14 protein-coding genes are annotated in these 16,541 nt (G+C 69.9%); 3 read left to right on the plus strand and 11 right to left on the minus strand.

Annotation, left to right across the window (positions count from 1 at the left end; genetic code table 11):
• The 7 genes from ACZ69Q_RS03180 to ACZ69Q_RS03210 all read right to left on the minus strand — a co-directional run bounded on the left by ACZ69Q_RS03180 (nucleotide 1) and on the right by ACZ69Q_RS03210 (nucleotide 8,481).
• A complete protein-coding gene (locus tag ACZ69Q_RS03180; RefSeq protein WP_030948303.1) occupies nucleotides 1-513 on the minus strand; it encodes a MaoC family dehydratase in 513 nt (170 codons plus the stop codon).
• 5 nt (nucleotides 514-518) lie between these two features.
• Nucleotides 519-1,478, minus strand: a complete 960-nt coding sequence (locus ACZ69Q_RS03185) for an HpcH/HpaI aldolase/citrate lyase family protein (RefSeq protein WP_062716550.1) — start codon at nucleotides 1,476-1,478, stop codon at nucleotides 519-521.
• Complete coding sequence (locus tag ACZ69Q_RS03190; protein WP_471035456.1) at nucleotides 1,475-3,523, minus strand: protein meaA; 2,049 nt, start codon at nucleotides 3,521-3,523, stop codon at nucleotides 1,475-1,477. Before ACZ69Q_RS03190 ends, ACZ69Q_RS03185 begins: the two co-directional genes overlap by 4 nt.
• Before the next feature lie 17 nt (nucleotides 3,524-3,540).
• Nucleotides 3,541-4,884, minus strand: coding sequence for a crotonyl-CoA carboxylase/reductase (ccrA, locus tag ACZ69Q_RS03195; protein WP_471035458.1), 1,344 nt, complete (start codon nucleotides 4,882-4,884; stop codon nucleotides 3,541-3,543).
• A 441-nt stretch (nucleotides 4,885-5,325) separates the two neighbouring features.
• Nucleotides 5,326-5,544, minus strand: a complete 219-nt coding sequence (locus tag ACZ69Q_RS03200) for a hypothetical protein (protein WP_471035461.1) — start codon at nucleotides 5,542-5,544, stop codon at nucleotides 5,326-5,328.
• A 131-nt stretch (nucleotides 5,545-5,675) separates the two neighbouring features.
• The gene (locus tag ACZ69Q_RS03205; protein ID WP_471035463.1) at nucleotides 5,676-6,488 is read right to left on the minus strand and encodes a TetR family transcriptional regulator; all 813 of its coding nucleotides are present in this window, start codon (nucleotides 6,486-6,488) and stop codon (nucleotides 5,676-5,678) included.
• A gap of 187 nt (nucleotides 6,489-6,675) precedes the next feature.
• Nucleotides 6,676-8,481, minus strand: a complete 1,806-nt coding sequence (locus ACZ69Q_RS03210) for a 3-hydroxyacyl-CoA dehydrogenase family protein (protein ID WP_471035466.1) — start codon at nucleotides 8,479-8,481, stop codon at nucleotides 6,676-6,678.
• Nucleotides 8,482-8,858: 377 nt separating this feature from the next.
• On the opposite strand from ACZ69Q_RS03210, the gene ACZ69Q_RS03215 reads away from it, so the two are divergent.
• Nucleotides 8,859-9,434, plus strand: coding sequence for an adenylosuccinate lyase (locus tag ACZ69Q_RS03215; protein ID WP_471035469.1), 576 nt, complete (start codon nucleotides 8,859-8,861; stop codon nucleotides 9,432-9,434).
• On the opposite strand, the gene ACZ69Q_RS03220 is transcribed toward ACZ69Q_RS03215, so the two are convergent.
• From ACZ69Q_RS03220 to ACZ69Q_RS03235, 4 genes are all read right to left on the minus strand, one after another.
• A complete protein-coding gene (locus tag ACZ69Q_RS03220; RefSeq protein ID WP_471035472.1) occupies nucleotides 9,425-9,964 on the minus strand; it encodes a GNAT family N-acetyltransferase in 540 nt (179 codons plus the stop codon). The two genes, ACZ69Q_RS03215 and ACZ69Q_RS03220, sit on opposite strands and share 10 nt — an antisense overlap.
• Before the next feature lie 70 nt (nucleotides 9,965-10,034).
• Entirely contained in the window at nucleotides 10,035-10,433 is a 399-nt protein-coding gene (locus ACZ69Q_RS03225; protein ID WP_471035475.1) for a RidA family protein, read from the minus strand.
• A gap of 53 nt (nucleotides 10,434-10,486) precedes the next feature.
• On the minus strand, nucleotides 10,487-12,043 hold the full coding sequence (locus ACZ69Q_RS03230) for an alpha/beta hydrolase (RefSeq protein ID WP_471035478.1): 1,557 nt from the start codon (nucleotides 12,041-12,043) through the stop codon (nucleotides 10,487-10,489).
• A 137-nt stretch (nucleotides 12,044-12,180) separates the two neighbouring features.
• Nucleotides 12,181-13,230 (minus strand): Rv2578c family radical SAM protein, encoded by a 1,050-nt coding sequence (locus ACZ69Q_RS03235; RefSeq protein WP_471035480.1) that lies wholly within the window; start codon nucleotides 13,228-13,230, stop codon nucleotides 12,181-12,183.
• 192 nt (nucleotides 13,231-13,422) lie between these two features.
• Here ACZ69Q_RS03235 and ACZ69Q_RS03240 point away from each other — a divergent pair, with 192 nt between their 5' ends.
• Both ACZ69Q_RS03240 and ACZ69Q_RS03245 read left to right on the plus strand, forming a co-directional pair.
• The gene (locus tag ACZ69Q_RS03240; RefSeq protein WP_471035483.1) at nucleotides 13,423-13,866 is read left to right on the plus strand and encodes an SRPBCC family protein; all 444 of its coding nucleotides are present in this window, start codon (nucleotides 13,423-13,425) and stop codon (nucleotides 13,864-13,866) included.
• Between the two features lie 176 nt (nucleotides 13,867-14,042).
• The gene (locus ACZ69Q_RS03245) at nucleotides 14,043-16,442 is read left to right on the plus strand and encodes an MFS transporter (RefSeq protein ID WP_471035485.1); all 2,400 of its coding nucleotides are present in this window, start codon (nucleotides 14,043-14,045) and stop codon (nucleotides 16,440-16,442) included.
• The last annotated feature ends 99 nt before the right edge of the window (nucleotides 16,443-16,541 follow it).

The raw sequence follows: 16,541 nt of genomic DNA on the forward strand, positions 1-16,541 counted from the left end.
CTACTTCTCCTGCTCCTTGAGCTCGGGGCGGCCCGGCTGCTCGCCGCCGCGCTCCTTGATGTACGTCTCGGTCGGCACCATCACCTTGCGGCGGAACACGCAGACGAGCGTGCCGTCCTGCTTGTAGCCCTTGGTCTCGACGTAGACGATGCCGCGGTCGTTCTTCGACTTCGACGGCCACTTGTCGAGCACGGTCGTCTGGCCGTAGATCGTGTCGCCGTGGAAGGTCGGCGCCACGTGCTTGAGCGACTCGATCTCCAGGTTGGCGATGGCCTTGCCGGAGATGTCCGGCACGCTCATGCCGAGCAGCAGCGAGTAGATGTAGTTCCCGACGACGACGTTCTTGCCGAAGTCCGTCGTCTTCTCCGCATAGTTCGTGTCCATGTGGAGCGGGTGGTGGTTCATCGTGAGGAGACAGAAAAGGTGGTCGTCGTACTCCGTGACCGTCTTGCCCGGCCAGTGCTTGTACGTCGCCCCGACCTCGAACTCCTCGTAGGTGCGTCCGAACTGCATCGCGCTCAGGCCTCCGGGATCTCGAACTTCGACGTGCGCTGCATACCGGCGGCGCGTCCCTTGCCGGAGATGACCAGGGCCATCTTGCGGCTGGCCTCGTCGATCATCTCGTCGCCGAGCATCGCGGAGCCCTTCTTGCCGCCCGCCTCGGACGTGTAGTAGTCGTACGCGTCCAGGATCAGCTCGGCGTGGTCGTAGTCCTCCTGCGAGGGCGAGAAGATCTCGTTGGACGCCTCGACCTGGCCCGGGTGCAGCACCCACTTGCCGTCGAAACCGAGGGCCGCGGCACGCTGGGCGACCTCGCGGTAGCCGTCGATGTTGCGGATCTGGAGGTAGGGGCCGTCGATCGCCTGGAGGTTGTTGGCGCGGGCCGCCATCAGGATCTTCATCAGGATGTAGTGGTAGGCGTCCGCCGGGTAGCCGGGCGGCTGCTCGCCCACGACCAGCGACTTCATGTTGATGGACGCCATGAAGTCGGCCGGGCCGAAGATGATGGTCTCGACGCGCTGGGAGGCCGTCGCGATCTCGTTGACGTTGTTCAGGCCCTGGGCGTTCTCGATCTGCGCCTCGATGCCGATCTTGCCGACCTCGAAGCCCATCGTCTTCTCGATCTGCGTCAGCAGCAGGTCGAGGGCGACGACCTGCTGGGCGGTCTGCACCTTCGGCAGCATGATGCAGTCGAGGTTCTGGCCGGCACCCTCGACGACCGTGACGACATCGCGGTACGTCCACTCGGTCGTCCAGTCGTTGACGCGCACGACCCTCGTCTTGCCCGTCCAGTCGCCCTCGTTGAGGAACTTGACGATGGTGTGCCGCGCCTCGGGCTTGGCCAGCGGGGCGCACGCGTCCTCCAGGTCGAGGAAGACCTGGTCCGCCGGCAGGCCCTGCGCCTTCTCCAGGAAGCGGGGGTTGCTTCCCGGGACCGCGAGACACGAGCGGCGGGGACGCAGACGGTTGACGGTCATGCGGGGACCTCCAGGGGGTCGAGCTTGTTCGCTTTCCGGATCTCGTCGACGATGCGGCCGATGATTCCGGTGATGTCGAAGTCCTTCGGGGTGAAGACGGCGGCCACTCCGGCGGCCCGGAGCTGCTCGGCGTCACCATTCGGGATGATGCCACCGGCGATCACGGGTATATCTGTGGCACCGGCCACACGGAGCCGATCCAGCACGTCCGGCACGAGCTGGGCGTGCGAACCGGACAGGATCGACAGGCCGACCGCGTGCACGTCCTCCGCGAGCGCCGCGTCCACGATCTGTTCCGGCGTCAGCCGGATGCCCTGGTACACCACCTCGAACCCGGCGTCACGGGCCCGCACCGCTATCTGCTCGGCGCCGTTGGAGTGCCCGTCCAGGCCGGGCTTGCCGACCAGGAAGCGGAGCTTGCCGACGTCCAGGTCCTTGGCGGTCAGGTCGACCTTGCGGCGGACGTCGGCCATGGCCGAGCCCTCCTCCGCCGGGACCGCCACCGGTGCCGAGGAGACACCGGTCGGCGCCCGGAACTCGCCGAACACCTCCCGCAGGGCCCCGGCCCACTCGCCGGTCGTGACCCCGGCGCGGGCGCACTCCAGGGTGGCCTCCATGAGGTTGCCGGTGCCCTTCGCGGCCTCCTTCAGCTTCTCCAGCGCCTTGCACGGACGCGGGTGGTTGAAGGGGGGCTGGTAGCGGGTGTCCCGCCAGTTCTGAAGGCCCGCGATCACCCGGGCCTCGACGGCGGGGTCCACCGTCTGGATCGCGGTGTCCAGGTCGGCGGTCAGCGGGTTCGGCTCGGTCGTCTCGAAGATGTTGACGCCGATGATCTTCTCCTGGCCGGACTCGATCCGCGCCCGGCGCTCGGCGTGCGAGGAGACGAGCTGCGACTTGAGGTAGCCGGACTCGACGGCCGCCATAGCGCCGCCCATCTCCTGGATCCGGTCGATCTCCGCGAGGGACTCCTCGACGAGCTTCGCGACCTTCGCCTCGATGACGTGCGAGCCTTCGAAGATGTCCTCGTACTCCAGCAGGTCGCTCTCATGGGCGAGCACCTGCTGGATGCGCAGCGACCACTGCTGGTCCCAGGGCCGGGGCAGGCCCAACGCCTCGTTCCAGGCCGGGAGTTGCACGGCACGCGCGCGTGCGTCCTTGGACAGGGTCACGGCCAGCATCTCGAGCACGATCCGCTGGACGTTGTTCTCCGGCTGCGCCTCGGTCAGGCCGAGGGAGTTGACCTGGACGCCGTACCGGAAGCGGCGCTGCTTGGGGTTCTCGATGCCGTAGCGCTCGCGCGTGACCTGATCCCAGATCCGCCCGAACGCCCGCATCTTGCACATCTCCTCGATGAAGCGGACGCCCGCGTTCACGAAGAAGGAGATACGGGCCACGACGTCCCCGAACTTCTCGGCGGGGACCTGCCCTGAGTCGCGCACGGCATCGAGAACCGCGATCGCAGTGGACATCGCGTACGCGATCTCCTGGACCGGCGTGGCGCCCGCCTCCTGCAGGTGATAGCTGCAGATGTTGATCGGGTTCCACTTCGGCAGGTGGGAGACCGTGTACGCGATCATGTCCGTCGTCAGCCGGAGTGAGGGCCCCGGCGGAAAGACATGGGTTCCCCGCGACAGGTATTCCTTGACGATGTCGTTCTGGGTCGTGCCCTGGAGCTTGGTGATGTCCGCGCCCTGCTCCTCGGCGACGACCTGGTAGAGCGCCAGCAGCCACATGGCGGTGGCGTTGATCGTCATCGAGGTGTTCATCTGCTCCAGGGGGATGTCCTGGAACAGCCGGCGCATGTCACCGAGATGGGCCACCGGCACGCCGACCCGGCCGACCTCGCCGCGGGCGAGGATGTGATCGGAGTCGTAGCCGGTCTGGGTCGGCAGGTCGAACGCGACCGACAGACCTGTCTGGCCCTTGGCGAGGTTGCGCCGGTACAGCTCGTTGGACGCCTCGGCCGTGGAGTGACCGGCGTAGGTCCGCATGAGCCACGGCCGGTCCTTCTCCCGCTTGCCTTCGGCGGGCTGACGCTCAGTCATCTATGACCTCGGGTGTCTCAGATGTTGCGGAAGCGGTTGATGGCGTCGATGTGCTTGGCGCGCATCTCCTCGTCGCGCACCCCGAGACCTTCCTCGGGGGCGAGGCACAGGACGCCGACCTTGCCCTGGTGGAGGTTGCGGTGCACGTCGAACGCGGCCTGGCCGGTCTCCTCCAGGGAGTAGACCTTCGACAGGGTGGGGTGGATCTTGCCCTTCGCGATGAGCCGGTTGGCCTCCCAGGCCTCGCGGTAGTTGGCGAAGTGCGAGCCGATGATCCGCTTCAGCGACATCCACAGGTAGCGGTTGTCGTACTCGTGGTTGTAGCCCGAGGTCGAGGCGCAGGTGACGATGGTGCCGCCCTTGCGCGTGACGTAGACGGAGGCGCCGAAGGTCTCACGGCCCGGGTGCTCGAAGACGATGTCGACGTCCTCGCCGCCGGTGAGCTCGCGGATGCGCTTGCCGAAGCGCTTCCACTCCTTGGGGTCCTGGTTGTGCTCGTCCTTCCAGAACTTGTAGCCCTCGGCGTTGCGGTCGATGATCGCCTCGGCGCCCATCGCCCGGCAGATGTCCGCCTTCTGATCGCTGGAGACGACGCAGATCGGGTTGGCGCCGCCGGCCAGCGCGAACTGGGTGGCGTACGAGCCGAGTCCACCGCTCGCGCCCCAGATCAGGACGTTGTCGCCCTGCTTCATGCCGGCGCCGTTGCGGGAGACGAGCTGGCGGTAGGCGGTGGAGTTGACCAGACCCGGAGCGGCGGCCTCCTCCCAGCTCAGGTGCTTCGGCTTGGGCATGAGCTGGTTGGACTTGACCAGCGCGACCTCGGCGAGACCGCCGAAGTTGGTCTCGAAGCCCCAGATGCGCTGCTCGGGGTCGAGCATCGTGTCGTTGTGGCCGTCCGAGGACTCCAGCTCGACGGACAGGCAGTGCGCGACGACCTCGTCACCGGGCGTCCAGGCGTTGACGCCGGGGCCGGTGCGCAGGACGACGCCCGCGAGGTCGGAGCCGATGATGTGGTACGGCAGGTCGTGCCGCTTGGTCAGCTCGCTGAGGCGGCCGTAGCGCTCCAGGAAGCCGAAGGTCGACAGCGGCTCGAAGATCGAGGTCCACACCGAGTTGTAGTTGACCGAGGAGGCCATGACGGCCACCAGGGCCTCGCCCGGGCCGAGCTCGGGCAGCGGAACCTCGTCGAGGTGGATCGACTTGCGCGGGTCCTTGTCGCGGGTCTCCAGACCCGTGAACATCTCCGTCTCGTCCTTGTGCACGGTGATCGCGCGGTACGACTCGGGGAGCGGCAGGGCGGCGAAGTCGGCCGGCGTCGAGTCCGGCGACTGGATCGCGTCCAGAATGGCCTGAGTGGTCACGGTGTTGCCTCCGGCGATGCGCACCCTGAGGGAGGGGTGCTGAGGGTTACGTCGGTGCTGCTGAGGGATTTTTCTGGTTGCCGTCGGTTCGGCGGATGTTGCTGTTCGGCAGCGCTTTGTGGCGCGGGAGGTTGCCTGTGACGCAGGCGCCCGGGCGCGCAGGCCCCGGGAGGGACTTGCGGGGACAGCCGACGTACGAAAGGTCTCTGCACGCCGGCCGCCCGGACACTTTCAACGTATGGCACGGCGTGTCACCTGGCAAGGCACCGAGTGCCAGAACTTGCCCTCAGATGAAATCTTTACGTAACAAATGAGCGATGATCGATCAAAGCTACTCGCGAGTACGCATCAATCGGGCGCTATCGGTCGCCGTCTGCCGGTCATCCGGAGGCACAAAAAAAGCCGCCCCGGTCAAGGGGCGGCTGGTGTCGGGGTGGGGGGTTAGGCGCCCAGGCCGAGCAGTGCGACGTTCAGGGGGAGCATCGGCTCGTCGGGGAGGGCGGGCGGCTCCTCGCCGCGGCCCGTGTGCGTGGGCGGGACGGCTCGCAGGCCCTTGATGCCGTCCGCGGCCCACTTGGCGTCGGTCTGCGGGAGCGACAGGGTCATGCGCCGGCCGTCGGCGAGGGTGGCTTCGAGCTTGGTCGGGTCGTTCGCCTGCATGGGAACTCGCTTCCGTCGCACACCATGAAGATCATGCTTCGACATGGAGGACGGATGAACGCACGCGATGGTTCCCGCCGAGGGATCCACCGCGTGCACACTGCGTTGGGCCCGGGGCCCGGACGGCCCGCCTAGGCCCGCTCCTTCAGCGCCTGCTCGATCGTGCGCATCACCTCGTCCAGGGGGGCGTCGGTCCGGGCGACCGTCACCAGCACCTCGCCCTGCGCGGCCACCGAGGCCGGCGCGGAGCGCGGGGCGGTCTCCCGTCCCGCCCCGATGCCCGACCCGAAGGTCCTGCGGACGATCGCGAAGGCGTGGTCGAGCTGTGCCTCCACGTCGCCCTGCCCGCCGGCGCGCAGCCAGCGCCGCAGGACGTGGTTGTGCGCGGTGACCACGGCCGACGCGGCGACCTCCGCCAGCAGCGGATCGTCGTTGGCGTCGTCGTCGTGGGCGTGCTCGTCGAAGTGGCCGAGGAGATAGCGGGTGAAGAGGCGCTCGTAGCGGGCCACCGACGCGATCTCCGCCTCGCGCAGGGTGGGCACCTCGCGCGTGAGCTTGTAGCGGGCGACCGAGATCTCCGGCCGGGCCGCGTACATCCGCATGACTTCCTTGATGCCACGGCACACCGTGTCGAGCGGGTGCTCGTGGGCCGGGGCGGCGTTCAGCACCGCCTCGGCGCGGATCAGGGTGTCGTCGTGGTCCGGGAAGATCGCCTCTTCCTTGGAGCGGAAGTGGCGGAAGAACGTACGGCGGGCGACCCCGGCCGCGGCCGCGATCTCGTCGACGGTGGTTGCCTCGTACCCCTTGGTCGCGAACAGCTCCATCGCCGCGGCCGCCAGCTCGCGGCGCATCTTGAGCCGCTGAGCGGCCGCGCGACTGCCTGCGGCACTTTCCGGCGCGTCGGGCGTGGTGGGTGTACGTGAGGACTTGGCGGGCTGGGACATGACCCGAACGTACTGCATGTGCGCAGCTTGATGCGCATGCACGGGGTTTCCCCCGCCCTTGGAGGACGGGGGAGTGCCGGGTTGGGCGGGCGGGGTCGGGTCGCGCCGGACGGCCGGGGGAGAGCTGCCGGGGTCCAGCAGCCCGCCCCACTCCTGACCGTCGGTGAACCAGTCGCCGGGACGCCCTTTAGCGCCGGGCATATTCGCGGAAGCCGCGGCCCGTCTTGCGGCCGAGGCAGCCCGCGGCCACCAGGTGCTCCAGGAGCGGCGCCGGAGCCAGGCCCGGGTCGCGGAACTCGCGGTGCAGGACCTTCTCGATCGCAAGCGAGACATCGAGCCCGACGACGTCCAGCAGCTCGAACGGGCCCATCGGGTAGCCGCCGCCCAGCTTCATCGCCGCGTCGATGTCGTCGAGCGTGGCGTAGTGCTCCTGCACCATCTTGATCGCGTTGTTCAGGTACGGGAACAGCAGCGCGTTGACGATGAATCCGGCCCGGTCACCGCAGTCCACGGCGTGCTTCTTGATCCTGCCGCAGACCTCGCGGACCGTCGCGTGGACGTCGTCGGCCGTCAGCACCGTGCGGACGACCTCGACCAGCTTCATCGCGGGTGCCGGGTTGAAGAAGTGCATGCCGATCACGTCCTGCGGACGCGAGGTGGCACGGGCACAGGCGACGACGGGAAGCGAGGAGGTGGTGGTGGCCAGCACCGCGCCCGGCTTGCAGACCTTGTCCAGCGTCGCGAAGAGCTGCCGCTTGATCTCCAGGTCCTCGGCGACGGCCTCGACGGCCAGATCGACGTCGGCGAACGCGTCGTAGGTGCCGGCGGCGGTGATCCGGTCCAGGGTCTGCGCGGCGGCCTCGGCGGTCATCCGCCCCTTGTCCACGGAACGGGCCAGGGACTTGCCGATCCGGGCCTTCGCGGTCTGCGCCTTCTCCTCGCTGCGGGCGGCGAGCACGACCTCGTACCCGGCCTTGGCGAAGACCTCGGCGATACCGGACGCCATGGTGCCGGAGCCCGCGACACCGACCGAGCGGACCTCGCGGCCCGGCGTGAGGGCGGCACCGTCCAGCGACGTCAGCGCGTCCCGCACGACGGTGGCGCTGCCGGGAGCCTCGTAGGTGTAGAAGCCGCGGCCCGACTTACGGCCCGTCAGGCCCGCCTCGCTGAGCTGCTTCAGGATCGGCGCGGGGGCGTGCAGCCGGTCGCGGGACTCGGCGTACATGGCCTCCAGGACCGTGCGGGCCGTGTCGACGCCGATCAGGTCGAGCAGCGCCAGCGGACCCATCGGGAGGCCGCAGCCCAGCCGCATTGCGGCGTCGATGTCCTCGCGGGAGGCGTACTTCGCCTCGTACATCGAGGCCGCCTGGTTCAGGTAGCCGAACAGCAGGCCGTCGGCGACGAAACCGGGCCGGTCGCCGACCGCGACGGGCTCCTTGCCCAGGTCCAGCGCGAGATTGGTGACCGCGGAGACGGCCGTCGGCGCGGTCAGCACCGAGGAGACGACCTCGACCAGCCGCATCGCCGGCGCCGGGTTGAAGAAGTGCAGCCCGAGCACCCGCTCGGGACGGGCCGAGTCGGCGGCGAGCCGGGTGACCGAGAGGGCGTTGGTGCCGGTCGCCAGGATCGTGTCGGGGCGCACGATCCCGTCCAGCTCGCGGAAGATCTGGTGCTTGATCTCGTACGACTCCGGAGCCACCTCGATGACCAGGTCCGCGTCGGCCGCGGCCCGCAGGTCGGTGAAGGTGCGGACGCGGGCGAGGGCGTCAGCGCGCTCGTCCTCGGTGATCTTGCCGCGCTCCACGGCGCGGGCCGTCGAGGACTCGAGGGCGGCGACGGCCTTGGCGGTCGCGGCCTCGCTGATGTCGATGCCGATGACCTCGCGACCGGCCTTGGCCAGGACCTCGGCGATACCGGTGCCCATGGTGCCGAGGCCGATGACGGCGACGGTCTTGAGCGGCGAGGGAGGGGTGTCGTACAGGGGAGTGGCCATCGCGGGACTCCAGGAATGAGGGTGACGACTGGGAGCGCGCCCGGGTGCGCCGAGAAAGCGCACCGGGTGCGGAAAGGAGAGTGAGTGCGGGTGTTGCCGGGCTTCTGGCGCACACGCCCGGTGCCGTCGCCGAGAGCGTGCACACGCTTCGGGGAACGGAAGATCCGACCGGCCCTGTCCCGGAGCCGAGTCGTACTGCGGTACCTGAAGTACCGAACCGACAACACTCGCGGCGGCTGCGTCACCAGGCCGCTGCAAGCAAGGGTGCGAGTGGGTAACTCGCTCGTATGAGCTTAACCGGTGGGTAACGAGCGCGCCAGCCCCCGTCTTTGTGATGTAGGTCCCGCGCGGCGGGCCGCTTGCATACGCTCGGCATCATGGACGAAGAGTTGCGATCACTCACGGAGCGCTTACGGCAGGAGTCCGGAGCGTCGGCCGCGTACGACCGCCTCACGGCGACCGAGGACCTCGACGAACTGGCGGACGTGCTCACCGCGCCCGGACAGCCGTTGTGGGCCAGGGAGCTGGCCGCGTTCCGACTGGGCCTCGCCCGGGACCGGCGGGCCTTCGAGTCGCTCGTCCTGCTGCTCAACCATCGTGATCCGGAGCGCTGTGTCTCCGCCGCCCACGCCCTCGCGCGCCTCGGTGACCCGCGCACGGCCCGCGCGGCGGCCGCCCTCGCCACCAACGAACTCCGCGTCGCCTACGCCCTGCACCCCGTCCGGCTCCTGGTCGAACTCCGCGCCCCTGAAGCCGTCCCCGCCCTGATCACCACCCTGGAACGACGCCTGCGCCCGCACGACCCCTACCGCCGCGTGGCCCTCGCCTGTGTGGACGGGCTCGGCACGCTCGGCGACGCGCGGGCCAGACAGGTCCTGAAGGAGGCCCTGGCCCATCCCTCCCTGGCGGAGGCGGCGGTACGGGCGCTCGCGCTGATCCCTCATCAACGGTGAGGCGTCGACAACTCCCGCGCATATCGCACCTCCGGCACCTCGACCCCCTCCACCTCGTACGGCTCCTCGGCGCCGTCCGTCAGGAAGCCCGCCCGCTCGTAGAAGCGACGGGCGCGGGTGTTGTCCTTGAGCACCCACAACAGCATCCGGCCGTGTCCGGCGGCCGTACAGCCGCGCACCGACTCCTGGAGCAGGGCGTGACCGATGCCGGCGCCGTACCGCGCGGGGTCGACGTAGATGGCGTACAACTCGGCGTCCTCGGTGCGCACTTCCCCGTCGCGGTACGGGCCGTGGCAGGCCCATCCGACGATCTCGCCGTCCTGCTCGGCGACCAGGTCCGTCACGCTCTCGTCGCCCTGCGAGAAATAGCCGCGCCGGCGCTCGGCGTCCTGCGCCACGTCCAGGGAGTCCAGGTAGGACTGCGGAATCAGGCCCCGGTAGGCCCTCTGCCTGCCGCCGATGCGGATCTCGGCGACCCGGTCGCAGTCGGCCAGGGCCATGGGGCGGATCCGTATGCGGTCGTCGTCCATGAAGGGACCCTAGGCGTGACGCCCCGGAGCGGGCGCCCCCTTTACCAGGGCTGCACAGCCGACGGCACGTCTAGCCGGGCAGCACCGCGAACGCCTCCACCTCCAGCAGGAACTCCGGCCGCACCAGCCCGGCGACCTGGACCGCGGACGCCGCCGGCAGCCGGTCGTCGGGTATGTGCTCGGCGCGGGCCGCGCGGATCGCCGGCATATGGGCCGTGTCCGTCACGAAATAGGTGAGTTTGACGACGTCGTCGAAGGTCGCCCCGGCGGCGGCCAGGCAGCGCCGGAGGTTCTCGAAGACCTGGCGGGCCTGGGCCGCCGGGTCGCCCTCGCCGACGAGCTTGCCGTCCTCGTCCAGTGCGAGCTGGCCGGAGACGGCGACGAAACGGCCCGTGCCCAGCACGACATGCGAGTACTGGGCGGCGGGGGCGACTCCGTCGGGGGCGGGAATCCTCGTCAGCTCACTCATGCGTCCATCGTGGACCATGGCACTGACAACGCCCCCGACGGGTCATCGGCCGCTCAGTACCGGAAACCGAGCAGCCCGTGCAGTTCGGCGCCGCGTGACGCCGGTGCGGTGGCCTTGGTCTTGGCGCTCAGCGGCTTCGGGGCGGGCTGCGCGTCGCACACCGCGTCGACCGTACCCGTGCCGCGCGGCACCGTGCCGTCGGCCAGGTAGGCCGCGAGATGCCTGTCCAGGCAGGTGTTCCCGCCCAGCGTGACGGCGTGGTTGCCGCCGCCCTGCTCGACGACCAGGCTGGAGCGGGCAAGCCGGCGGTGGACCGTGACGGCGCCCTGGTAGGGGGTGGCGGCGTCGTCGGTCGCCTGGAACAGCAGGAGCGGTGGCAGCTTCTCGTTGGTGATGTCCGCCGAGCGCAGCGAGTTCGTCGGCCAGAACGCGCACGGCGCGTTGAACCAGGCGTTGTTCCAGGTCATGAAGGGCGCCTTGGCGTGCACGGCCCGGTTGTCCTTCCGCCACCGCTGCCAGTCGCGCGGCCAGGAGGCGTCCCGGCACTGCACCGCGGCGTAGACGCTGTAGGTGTTGTCGTCGGAAGCGTCGGAGGCGCCGAAGTTCTCGTAGGCCGCGATCAGCGCGGCGGCGTCCTTCTTGTTCACGTACGCCGCGAACGCTTCGGCGAGGTAGGGCCAGTAGCCGTTGTAGTAGCCGCCGGGCAGGAAGGTGTCCTCCAGCTCCGAGGCGCCCACCTTGCCGCCGGCCGGCTTCTTGGCCAGGGCCGCCCGCATCGCGTACCACTTGGCCTCGATCCGCGCCGGATCGGTGCCGAGCCGGTAGGCCGCGTCGTACTTCGCGACCCACGCCATGAAGGCGCGGTGCCGGTCGTCGAAGGCGAGGTCCTGCGCGAGGTTGTCGCCGTACCAGACGCCGGTCGGGTCGACGACGGAGTCCAGGGCCGCCCGGCGTACCCGCTGCGGGTAGAGCTTGGCGTAGACGGCTCCGAGGTAGGTGCCGTACGAGTAGCCGAAGTAGTTGATCCGTTTGGCGCCCAGCGCCGCCCGGATCCGGTCCATGTCGCGTGCCGTGCTGACCGTGTCGATGTACGGCAGCAGGTCCGCGTACTTCGTGGCGCAGGCCCGCGCGAAGGACTTGGCGCGGGCGAGGTTGGCCTGCTCGATGCGCCGGGTGCTCGGCACCGAGTCGGAGCGCACGGGGGCGAAGTGACCGGGCCGGCAGGAGAGTGCCGGCCTGCTCTTGCCGACCCCGCGCGGGTCGAAGCCGATGACGTCGTACTGGGCCGCCACCGCCTTGGGCAGCGCCGAGGCGACGAAACCGGCGAGCGTGAGCCCGCTCCCGCCCGGGCCACCGGGGTTGACCAGCAGGGGGCCCTGGTACTTCGTCGCGCTGTGCGGGACGCGGGACAGCGCGAGGGTGATCTGCCGACCGTCCGGTTTCGTGTGATCGAGCGGCACCGCGAGGGACGCGCACTGGAGCGTCGGGTACTTCTTGGTGCCGCACTTCTTCCAGTCGAGGGGCGCGGCCTGTGCCTGGGCGGGGACGGACGTCACGGTTCCGGCCAGGAGGACGGCGGCGCCGCACAGTACGGCTGCGCGTTTTCCCATGGAGTCCTCCCCAGGACGGCGGGTCACGGACCGCGAGTGTCACGGTCCTGGCCGCATCGTCCCGACATGGGCACCCGGAAGAACTCCTTATAATCAGACTTGACCCGATTGGGCCGAGGGATGCCCTCTAATGCATCTCAGATGAGCGAGAGTTGGGTCGGTTCGGTCATCGCGGGCCCGGCCGCCGGCACCGCCGGTTCGGGCTCGCGGATCCGCCGGGGCATCCCCGCCCCCGATGGGCCGATGCCGTACTCCTGAGCCAGGTCGTGGACCTGACGGGTGATCCGGCGCTGGTACCACTTCGGCGCGTAGGCGCCGTCCGCGTACAGCCGCTCGTAGCGGCGCACCAGGTGCGGGTGCTCGCGGCCCAGCCATGCCATGAACCACTCGCGGGCCCCGGGCCGCAGATGCAGCACCAGCGGGGTGACCGAGGTGGCCCCGGAGGCGGCGATGGCCCGCACGGTGGCCCGCAGTTGGGCCGGGCTGTCGCCCAGGAACGGAATCACCGGCGCCATCAGCACCCCGCACCCGAGCCCGTGCTCGGTCAGGGTCCGCACGACGTCCAGGCGCCGCTCCGGGGCGGGCGTGCCCGGCTCCACGGTGCGCCACAGCTCGGGGTCGACGAAGCCGACCGAGACGGAGATGCCGACGTCCGTCACCTCATTGGACTGCTTGAGCAGATCGAGGTCGCGCAGGATCAGCGTGCCCTTGGTGAGGATCGAGTAAGGGTTGGCGTGGTCGCGCAGGGCGGCGAGGATCCCCGGCATCAGGCGGTAGCGCCCCTCCGCGCGCTGGTAGCAGTCGACGTTCGTACCCATCGCTATGTGGTCGCCCTGCCAGCGGCGCGAGGACAACTGGCGGCGCAGCAGGTCCGGCGCGTTCACCTTGACCACGATCTGGGAGTCGAAGCCGAGCCCCGTGTCGAGGTCCAGATAGCTGTGCGTCTTGCGGGCGAAGCAGTACACGCACGCGTGCGTGCAGCCCCGATAGGGGTTGACCGTCCACTCGAAGGGCATGCGCGAGGCGCCGGGCACCCGGTTGAGGATCGAGCGGGCCCGGATCTCGTGGAACGTGATCCCGGCGAACTCGGGCGTGTCGAAGGTACGGGTGACCACCGCGTCCGCGCCGAACAGCGCGGAGTCGGCACGGCTGTGGTCGGACTCCAGGGTGAGGTTCTCCCAGCGCATGAGGCCTCCTCGGTAGCACTGCCCCCAGAATAGAACACATGTTCCCTTGATCGTGCGACCTCTTCCCGCGCTTCGTTTTCGATCACTGTGCGACCGCTTCGGGGAAGAGTTCGGGACCCCGATTTGGGCGGTCCGGGAGCGGGGTGGTTGGCTTGCTCCAACCCCCGAGAATTCTGGTCCTGGAGGATGTCAATGGCGCAGGTCGAGGCCACTACGGAGCGGGTCGTCGCGGCGGACGCGGAGAAGGTGTTCGACGCCCTCGCCGACTACAGCGGCACCCGGCAGAAGCTGCTGCCCGAGCACTTCAGCGAATACGAGGTGCGCGAGGGCGGCGACGGCGAGGGCACCCTCGTCCACTGGAAGCTCCAGGCCACCAGCAAGCGGGTGCGCGACTGCCTCCTGGAGGTCAGCGAGCCCACCGACGGCGAGCTCGTCGAGAAGGACCGCAACTCCTCCATGGTCACCACCTGGCGGGTCACCCCGGCCGGCGAGGGCAGCTCCCGGGTCGTCGTCACCACCACCTGGCAGGGCGCCGGCGGCATCGGCGGCTTCTTCGAGAAGACCTTCGCGCCCAAGGGCCTCGGCCGGATCTACGACGCGCTGCTCGCCAAGCTCGCCGCCGAGGTCGAGAAGTGACCGCGGGGATGTGACCCGCGGGCCCCTCAACCCGTCAGTGCCCGGCGGTCGTTGGCCCTCTCACCGGATCGAGTGGATCTCATCGTCGACCGACCCGGTTCCGTAACTCGTCGCGCTTGCTCGTAGTTGTTCGCTTACGCGGGAATTGTGCAGCAGCGCGACGAGGGGAGCGGTACGTGGGCGGGAGCACTCTGGTACAGGACGAACCGGCCGCGGCAGCGCCGGACGTCCCCCGTCCCGCACCCGCCCGGGCCGGTGAACTCGGCCCGCGCCGGGTGCGGTTGATCTTCTTCGCGCTCATGCTCGCGCTGCTGCTGGCCGCGCTGGAGCAGATGATCGTCGCCACCGCGCTGCCGAAGATCGTCGGCGAGCTGCACGGCCTGGACCGGATGTCCTGGGCGATCACCGCCTACCTGCTCACCGCCACCATCGGCCTGCCGGTCTACGGCAAGCTCGGCGACCTCATCGGCCGCAAGGGCGTCTTCCAGTTCGCGATCGTCGTCTTCGTCGTCGGCTCCGCGCTCGCCGGCCGCGCGGAGACCATGGACGAGCTGATCGCCTACCGCGCGGTCCAGGGCGCCGGCGCGGGCGGGCTGATGATCGGCGTCCAGGCGATCATCGCGGACATCGTGCCGCCCCGCGAGCGCGGCCGCTTCATGGGCCTGATCGGCGCCGCGTTCGGCCTCGCCTCGGTCGCCGGGCCCCTGCTGGGCGGCTACTTCACCGACCACCTGTCCTGGCGCTGGTGCTTCTACATCAACGTCCCCTTCGGCCTGGTCACCCTCGCCGTCGTCGCCGTCGTGCTGAAGCTGCCGAAGCCCGCGGCCAGGGCCCGGCTCGACATCCTCGGCTCGCTGCTGCTGGCCGCCGCCTCCACCTGTCTGGTCCTGCTGACAAGCTGGGGCGGCACCGAGTACGCCTGGGGCTCCCGCGTCATCCTCGGCCTCGGCGCGGGCGCCGCCGTCGCCGCCGTCCTCTTCCTCGTCGCCGAGCACTTCGCCGCCGAACCCCTCATCCCGCTGCGGCTGTTCAGGGACTCCGTCTTCAACGTCACCGCTCTGGTCGGCCTCGTGATCGGCGTCGCCCTGTTCGGCGCCGCCAGCTATCTGCCGACCTTCCTGCAGATGGTCGACGGCGCCACCGCCACCGAGTCGGGCCTGCTGATGCTGCCGATGATGGGCGGCATCGTCGGCGCCTCGATCGTCTGCGGCCAGCTCATCAGCCACACCGGGCGGTACCGGATCTACCCCGTGCTCGGCAGTGCCCTGTCGGTCCTCGGCATGTGGCTGCTGTCCCGCCTGGAGATCGACACACCAAGGCTGCACTACAGCATCTGGATGGCCGTACTGGGCGCCGGAATCGGCATGGTGATGCCGGTGCTGATCCTCGCCGTGCAGAACTCCGTGCGCCCCGCCGACCTCGGCACCGCCACCAGCGCCAACAACTACTTCCGGCAGATCGGCGGCAGCGTCGGCGCGGCGGTCTTCGGCACCCTCTTCGCGGCCCGGCTCACCGACGCCCTGGCCGACCGGCTCCCCGCGCACGCGGGCGCACGCCTGCCCGAGCCCGAGTCCATCACCCCGCAGCTCGTCCACTCGCTGCCCCCGGCGCTGCGCGACGCCTACATCCAGGCCTACGCCGACGCCATGCCGAGGATCTTCCTGTACCTCGTGCCGGTGCTCGTGCTCGGCCTGCTCATCGCCTGCTTCCTCAAGGAGATCCCCCTCGTGAACAGCGCAGCGTCCCATGACGCCTCCGCCCCCGAGACGGCATCCACCCCGGCGAACCCGCAGATCCCGCAGGCCCGTTCCGCCCACGCCCCCTCGCTCCTCGTCCACGGCACCGTGCAGCACCCCGACGGGACCTTCGTACCGCGCGCGGCGCTCACGCTCATCGACGTCACCGGGCAGCAGGTCGCACGCGGCGCGAGCGGCCAGGACGGGCGGTACGCGCTGGCGGCGCCGGGCACCGGGGCGTACGTCATGATCGCCGCGGCGGGCGGCCACCAGCCGCAGGCCGTCACCGTGACCGTCGGCGAGCGCCCCGTCGAAGTGGACATCGTCCTCGGCGGCGCCGGACGCCTCGCCGGAACCGTGCTCACCCCGGACGGCACACCCGTGGACGCCACCGTCACGCTCACCAACGTGCAGGGCGAGGTCGTCGCCACCACCCGCAGCGGACGCGAGGGCGGCTACGTCATCACCGAACTGGTCGCCGGCGAGTACACCCTCGCCGCGAGCGCGCCCGCCTTCCGGCCCGCCGCCGTCCCCGTCACGGTGAAGGCGGCCCGCGAGACCCGCCAGGACATCGAACTCACCGGCGGCGCCCTGCTGCGCGGCACCGTTCGGGCGGGCGGCGGACGGCCCGTCGAGGACGCGCGCGTGACGCTCCTCGACGCGGTCGGCAACGTCATGGACACCCTCACCACCGGTCCCGACGGCACCTTCCGCTTCGTCGACCTGTCCTCTGGTGAGTACACCGTCATCGCCGCCGGTTACCCGCCGGTCGCAACCGTGCTCCAAGTCGCCGGAGGAGGCCGAACGGAACGCGATCTTCAGCTCGGACACGAGGACTGAACCGGAACCACCACACCCGGCCTGTCCTGCGCGGACGTGACGCGAGCGGGCCCGGGGCGCACCGTCGCCCACCGGTGATCCCGTCATATCAATTCCCGT

Source organism: Streptomyces sp. NPDC036764 (assembly GCF_055609385.1).

Coding starts and splice junctions, on each gene's coding strand:
- ACZ69Q_RS03180 (WP_030948303.1), bottom strand. CDS start 513: ATGCAGTTCGGACGCACCTACGAGGAGTTCGAGGTCGGGGCGACGTAC.
- ACZ69Q_RS03185 (WP_062716550.1), bottom strand. CDS start 1,478: ATGACCGTCAACCGTCTGCGTCCCCGCCGCTCGTGTCTCGCGGTCCCG.
- ACZ69Q_RS03190 (WP_471035456.1), bottom strand. CDS start 3,523: ATGACTGAGCGTCAGCCCGCCGAAGGCAAGCGGGAGAAGGACCGGCCG.
- ACZ69Q_RS03200 (WP_471035461.1), bottom strand. CDS start 5,544: ATGCAGGCGAACGACCCGACCAAGCTCGAAGCCACCCTCGCCGACGGC.
- ACZ69Q_RS03205 (WP_471035463.1), bottom strand. CDS start 6,488: ATGTCCCAGCCCGCCAAGTCCTCACGTACACCCACCACGCCCGACGCG.
- ACZ69Q_RS03210 (WP_471035466.1), bottom strand. CDS start 8,481: ATGGCCACTCCCCTGTACGACACCCCTCCCTCGCCGCTCAAGACCGTC.
- ACZ69Q_RS03215 (WP_471035469.1), top strand. CDS start 8,859: ATGGACGAAGAGTTGCGATCACTCACGGAGCGCTTACGGCAGGAGTCC.
- ACZ69Q_RS03220 (WP_471035472.1), bottom strand. CDS start 9,964: ATGGACGACGACCGCATACGGATCCGCCCCATGGCCCTGGCCGACTGC.
- ACZ69Q_RS03225 (WP_471035475.1), bottom strand. CDS start 10,433: ATGAGTGAGCTGACGAGGATTCCCGCCCCCGACGGAGTCGCCCCCGCC.
- ACZ69Q_RS03230 (WP_471035478.1), bottom strand. CDS start 12,043: ATGGGAAAACGCGCAGCCGTACTGTGCGGCGCCGCCGTCCTCCTGGCC.
- ACZ69Q_RS03235 (WP_471035480.1), bottom strand. CDS start 13,230: ATGCGCTGGGAGAACCTCACCCTGGAGTCCGACCACAGCCGTGCCGAC.
- ACZ69Q_RS03240 (WP_471035483.1), top strand. CDS start 13,423: ATGGCGCAGGTCGAGGCCACTACGGAGCGGGTCGTCGCGGCGGACGCG.